The sequence below is a fragment of the Micromonospora sp. ATA51 genome (genome assembly GCF_016802855.1).
Lineage (GTDB): Bacteria > Actinomycetota > Actinomycetes > Mycobacteriales > Micromonosporaceae > Micromonospora > Micromonospora sicca.
The window spans coordinates 1-4,454 of the sequence record NZ_JAEVHJ010000435.1 but is presented as its reverse complement, the minus strand read 5'-3'; the positions used below and the strand labels follow the sequence as shown (position 1 = coordinate 4,454).

The 4,454-nt window shown below is 70.4% G+C and carries 5 protein-coding genes; 1 reads left to right on the top strand and 4 read right to left on the bottom strand.

From position 1 onward, the window contains the following. Positions 1 to 13: 13 nt before the first annotated feature. The 4 genes from JNW87_RS35275 to JNW87_RS35260 all read right to left on the bottom strand — a co-directional run bounded on the left by JNW87_RS35275 (position 14) and on the right by JNW87_RS35260 (position 2,384). Positions 14 to 331: a PRC-barrel domain containing protein gene (locus tag JNW87_RS35275; protein WP_238455185.1), complete on the bottom strand. Its 318-nt coding sequence runs from the start codon at positions 329 to 331 to the stop codon at positions 14 to 16. Then, positions 318 to 689 (bottom strand): hypothetical protein, encoded by a 372-nt coding sequence (locus tag JNW87_RS35270; RefSeq protein WP_238455184.1) that lies wholly within the window; start codon positions 687 to 689, stop codon positions 318 to 320. The genes JNW87_RS35275 and JNW87_RS35270 overlap by 14 nt, the downstream gene beginning before the upstream one ends. After that, on the bottom strand, positions 686 to 1,912 hold the full coding sequence (locus JNW87_RS35265) for an NRAMP family divalent metal transporter (protein WP_238455183.1): 1,227 nt from the start codon (positions 1,910 to 1,912) through the stop codon (positions 686 to 688). Before JNW87_RS35265 ends, JNW87_RS35270 begins: the two co-directional genes overlap by 4 nt. Before the next feature lie 88 nt (positions 1,913 to 2,000). Beyond that, on the bottom strand, positions 2,001 to 2,384 hold the full coding sequence (locus JNW87_RS35260; protein ID WP_201749965.1) for a PaaI family thioesterase: 384 nt from the start codon (positions 2,382 to 2,384) through the stop codon (positions 2,001 to 2,003). Positions 2,385 to 2,492: 108 nt separating this feature from the next. On the opposite strand from JNW87_RS35260, the gene tyrS reads away from it, so the two are divergent. Further along, positions 2,493 to 3,776: a tyrosine--tRNA ligase gene (gene tyrS / locus JNW87_RS35255; protein WP_109805184.1), complete on the top strand. Its 1,284-nt coding sequence runs from the start codon at positions 2,493 to 2,495 to the stop codon at positions 3,774 to 3,776. The last annotated feature ends 678 nt before the right edge of the window (positions 3,777 to 4,454 follow it).

Below are 4,454 nucleotides of genomic sequence, written 5' to 3'. Positions count from 1 at the left end.
CCGGGGCCGGCCGTCAGTCCGTGCCGCCGGGCGGGCCGAACGGGAAGCCGGGTACCGGCGGGGAGAGCCGCACCTGGTCGGCGGGCAGTTGGTGGGTGCTCCGCCCGAGCACCCGGGCGATGACCCGGAGCAGCCACGGCCCCGACGGGTGCAGCTCCGGGCCGATCAGGCGGCTGGTGACCCGGGTCCACCAGTGACCGGCGACGATCACGTCGGTCAGCCGCAGCCGGTCGGGCGGGAAGCCACCCCGGACCACCACGTCCACCACCCGCCCGAGCCGCCGCCCGTGCAGGTCGTACGCGGTCCTCCCGAGCAGCTCACCCGCTCGCACGGTTCGCTCCCGGGATCCGGTCGATGAGGTGCCGGCGCAGCCAGCCCTCGACCGGCGGCGGCGGCAGGTCGGCCGCCCGGACGCGCAGCCGTACGGCGCTGTCCACCCGGTCGATCAGGGCGACCGGGATCCGTACCGGCGGTTCGTCGACGAACCGGTCGGCGAATCCGACCAGGAAGCGCCCGACCCGGCCGCCCATCCGCTGCCCGAGCGCGCCCTGCGCGGTGAGCAGGCAGTCCACGTACGGGAACCCCTCGTCGTCCACGGCGAAGGCGATGTCATCGACCCGGCCGACCAGCCGGCCGTCCCGGTCGACGATCTGCCGGTCGAGCAGTTGCTTGGCGAGCTGGACCCTCACTGTCCCATCCTCGTGATGATCGCCAACGGGATCGCCGCCACCGACGCGACGACGATGAGCAGCAGGAACAGCGCGCCGAGCAGGTTGTTCCAGCGGCCGTTCACCCGGTCGCCCAGGTAGTTCCGGTCGTTCGCCACCACCAGGATCGGCAGGTACGTCAGCGGCAGCACCACCGCGCTGAGGACCAGCATGTACTCGGTGAGCCGGACCGGGTCGATCGTGGTCAGCAACAGCAGCACCCCGAGCAGCACGCTGACCAGCAGCACGGCGTGGAACCGGGCCGCCTCGCGCGGGCTGACCCGCTTGCCCCACTGCCAGCCGAAGTACTGCGACGCCGCGTACGCGGCCGACAGCCCGGTCTCCAGCGCGGCGCCGAAGGTCACCGCGAAGAACGCCAGCACGGCCGCCGCCAGCCCGATCCCGCCGAACGCCCGCACCACCGGCTGCGCCACCTGGTCGAGGGTGTCCAGCGCCTCCCCGCCGGGGTGGTAGACCACCGCCGCGGTGGCGATCAGCGACAGCGCGAGGAACCCGCCGACCGGGAAGCCGATCAGCACGTTCGAGCGGGCGTGGGCCAGGTCGGCGGCGCTCCACCGCTCCTCCACCCCGCCGGAGGAGAAGAAGAAGACCTCGTACGGGCTGACCGTGGAGGCGAAGAGCGCCACCGCGAGGAACCAGTAGGCGCTCCAGCCCTGCCCGGCGGCGCTGAGGTGCACCGCCTGGTGGCCGAGCCGCCCCCAGTCGGTGGGCAGGGCGAACAACGCCACCGCGAAGACCAGCAGGGCCATCCCGGCGAGCCCGAAGACCCGTTCCATCAGCTCGAAGCGCATCCGCCACAGCACCAGCCAGACGGCGATCGCGGCCACCGGCACCCACAGCAGGTAGCTGACCCCGGTGGCCAGCTGCACCACCAGCGCCACCCCGCCCAGTTCCGCCGCCAGGGTGACCACCGTGACGAGGTAGGACGCGACCAGGTTGAGCAGCGCCACCCGCGGCCCCAGCCGCTCCCGGACCAGGTCGAACACCGCCCGGCCGCTCACCGCCGCGATCCGTCCGGCCATTTCGGCGTACGCGCAGATGCCGAGCACGCCGACGAGCAGCACCCAGGCGTGGGCCATGCCGAACCGGGCGCCGGCCTGGCTCGCCGCCACCAGGTCGCCGATGTCGACGAAGCCGCCGATGGCGGAGAGCACGCCGAGGGTGGCGGCGAGGAGCTTCCTCACGTCGGCGGGGCAGCGGCGGGTCTCATCGACGCGACGATATCCGCGTCAGCCCCTCAATTCAGGTCGAATCGGGCGCTCCGGCCCCGGGTCAGCGGGCGGTGAGGTTCTGCAGGCGCACTTGGCCCCGGGAGACCAGTCGCCCGTCGCCGTCGGTGATCTCCACCTGCCAGAGCTGCTGGCTGCGGCCCTGGTGCACCGGCGTGCCCACCGCGGTCAGCTCACCCTCGCGGACCGCCCGCAGGAAGTCGGTCTGGTTGGACACCCCGACCACCTGGCCCTTGTCGCCCAGCCAGAGCGAGCCGCCGATGCTGGCCGCCGTCTCGACCACCGAGCAGTAGACCCCGCCGTGCTGGATCCCGAACGGCTGGTGCAGCTCCGGGCGCACCTCCCAGCGGATGACCACCTTCTCGCTGCTGACCTCGTCGAACTTCAGCCCTAGCAGGGCGACGAAGCCCCCGGTCAGGTCCGGCATCTCCACGGCAGCCCCTCCTCGCCTCGTACGGAGCCGCCAGCCTAGCCGCCCCGCCGAGAGGCAAACCCGGTACGGCCCGGGGGGTGTGATGGGGGAGAATCGGTGACCGTGACCGACAGCAACCTCCCGCACGGGCGGGACTCCCTGACCGAAGACCTGCGGTGGCGGGGCCTGATCCAGGACTCGACCGGCCTCGACGAGCTGCGCGAGCTGCTCGACGGCGAGAGCGCCACCTTCTATGTGGGCTTCGACCCGACCGCGCCGAGCCTGCACGTCGGCCACCTCATGCAGGTCACCACGGCTCGCCGGCTGCAGCTCGCCGGGCACCGCCCGCTGCTGCTGGTGGGCGGCGCCACCGGCCAGATCGGCGACCCGAAGGAGAGCGCTGAGCGGACCCTCAACCCGCCCGAGGTGGTCGAGGGCTGGGTGCGGCGGATCCACGACCAGCTCGCGCCGTTCGTCTCGTACACCGGCGAGAACGCCGCCCGGCTGGTCAACAACCTGGACTGGACCGGCGAGATGTCGGTGGTCGAGTTCCTGCGCGACGTGGGCAAGCACTTCCCGGTGAACAGGATGCTGGCCCGGGAGGTGGTCAAGGCGCGGCTGGAGACCGGCATCAGCTTCACCGAGTTCAGCTACCAGCTCCTGCAGTCGCACGACTTCTTCGAGCTGCACCGCCGGTACGGCTGTCAGCTCCAGTACGGCGGCTCCGACCAGTGGGGCAACATCACCGCCGGCGTCGACTACATCCGCCGCCGGGGCGCGGGACCGGTGCAGGCCTTCACCACGCCGCTGGTTACCAAGTCCGACGGCACCAAGTTCGGCAAGACCGAGGGCGGCGCCGTCTGGCTCGACCCGGAGATGACCAGCCCGTACGCCTTCTACCAGTTCTGGCTCAACGCCGACGACCGCGACGTCGTCCGCTACCTGCGCTACTTCAGCTTCCGCTCCCGTGAGGAGCTGGAGGAGCTGGAGAAGGCGACGGCCGAGCGTCCCCAGGCCCGGCTCGCCCAGCGCGCCCTCGCCGAGGAGCTGACCAGCCTGGTGCACGGCGAACGGGAGCTGGCCCAGGCGGTCGCCGCCAGCCAGGCGCTCTTCGGCCGGGGGGCGCTGGACGAACTGGCCCCGGAGACGCTGCGGGCCGCCCTCATCGAGGCCGGCCTGGTGCACCTCACCGAGCTGCCGGATGTGGCCGGCCTGCTCAAGGAGTCCGGGTTGGTGCCCAGCACGAAGGAGGCCCGGCGGGTGATCGCCGAAGGCGGCGCCTACGTCAACAACACCCGGATCTCCGAGGTGGACGCCACCGTCGGCCCGGAGGACCTGCTGCACGGCCGGTACCTGGTGCTGCGCCGCGGCAAGCGTTCCTTCGCCGGGGTTGAGCTGCGCAGATAGCCGTACGTCGAGAGTGTGACGCGGGACGCGCCCAGAGGATTTGACGATCAATCCGCTGGCGCGTAACTTTCTCTCTGCCAGCGCGGAACGGACGAAACAGGCGAAAGACCTGACAGGCCGGAGCGCGGGAATGACCCCCAGGGGCGGATGGTTACACTCATCAGGAACCTGGGACCGGGCGGTGCCCCGGATTCGCCGAGAGGCGGATTTGGCGAGGCGGAACCGACCGGGTAAGGTTATCGGCCGGCAGGGAAACGGGCGAGCGTGCGGGAGACCGCAGCGGCCGTCCTGCCGAAACCCACGAAGCGCCCGGCGCGAGCTGGTCGAACAGTGGTGCCCGGCAAAAGGGTTGACGTACGACAAACCGCGAAACACCGGTTTGACACGGCAAAAACCCCCGGGTAACGTAGTAAAAGTGCCCGGCGCGAGAGCGGCGGGTGTGGACGGACGAAATGCCCCGGATGGGGGTCCTACTGGGTAGGGCTTCTGGATGGTGTGTGGTTGTTCTTTGAGAACTCAACAGGGTGCTTGATAAGCCAGTGCCAAATTGATTTATACCCCGGACTGGCAGTTCTCCTCTGGGGGGATTGTTGGTTGGGATTCCTTTGGCAACACTTTTTGTTGCCGGGATGACTGTTTCAACAGGTTTTTGTTGGAGAGTTTGATCCTGGCTCAGGA

Bases quoted from the DNA above. Each gene is read 5' to 3' on its own strand.
- JNW87_RS35260 (WP_201749965.1), bottom strand. From the start codon at position 2,384: ATGCCGGACCTGACCGGGGGCTTCGTCGCCCTGCTAGGGCTGAAGTTC.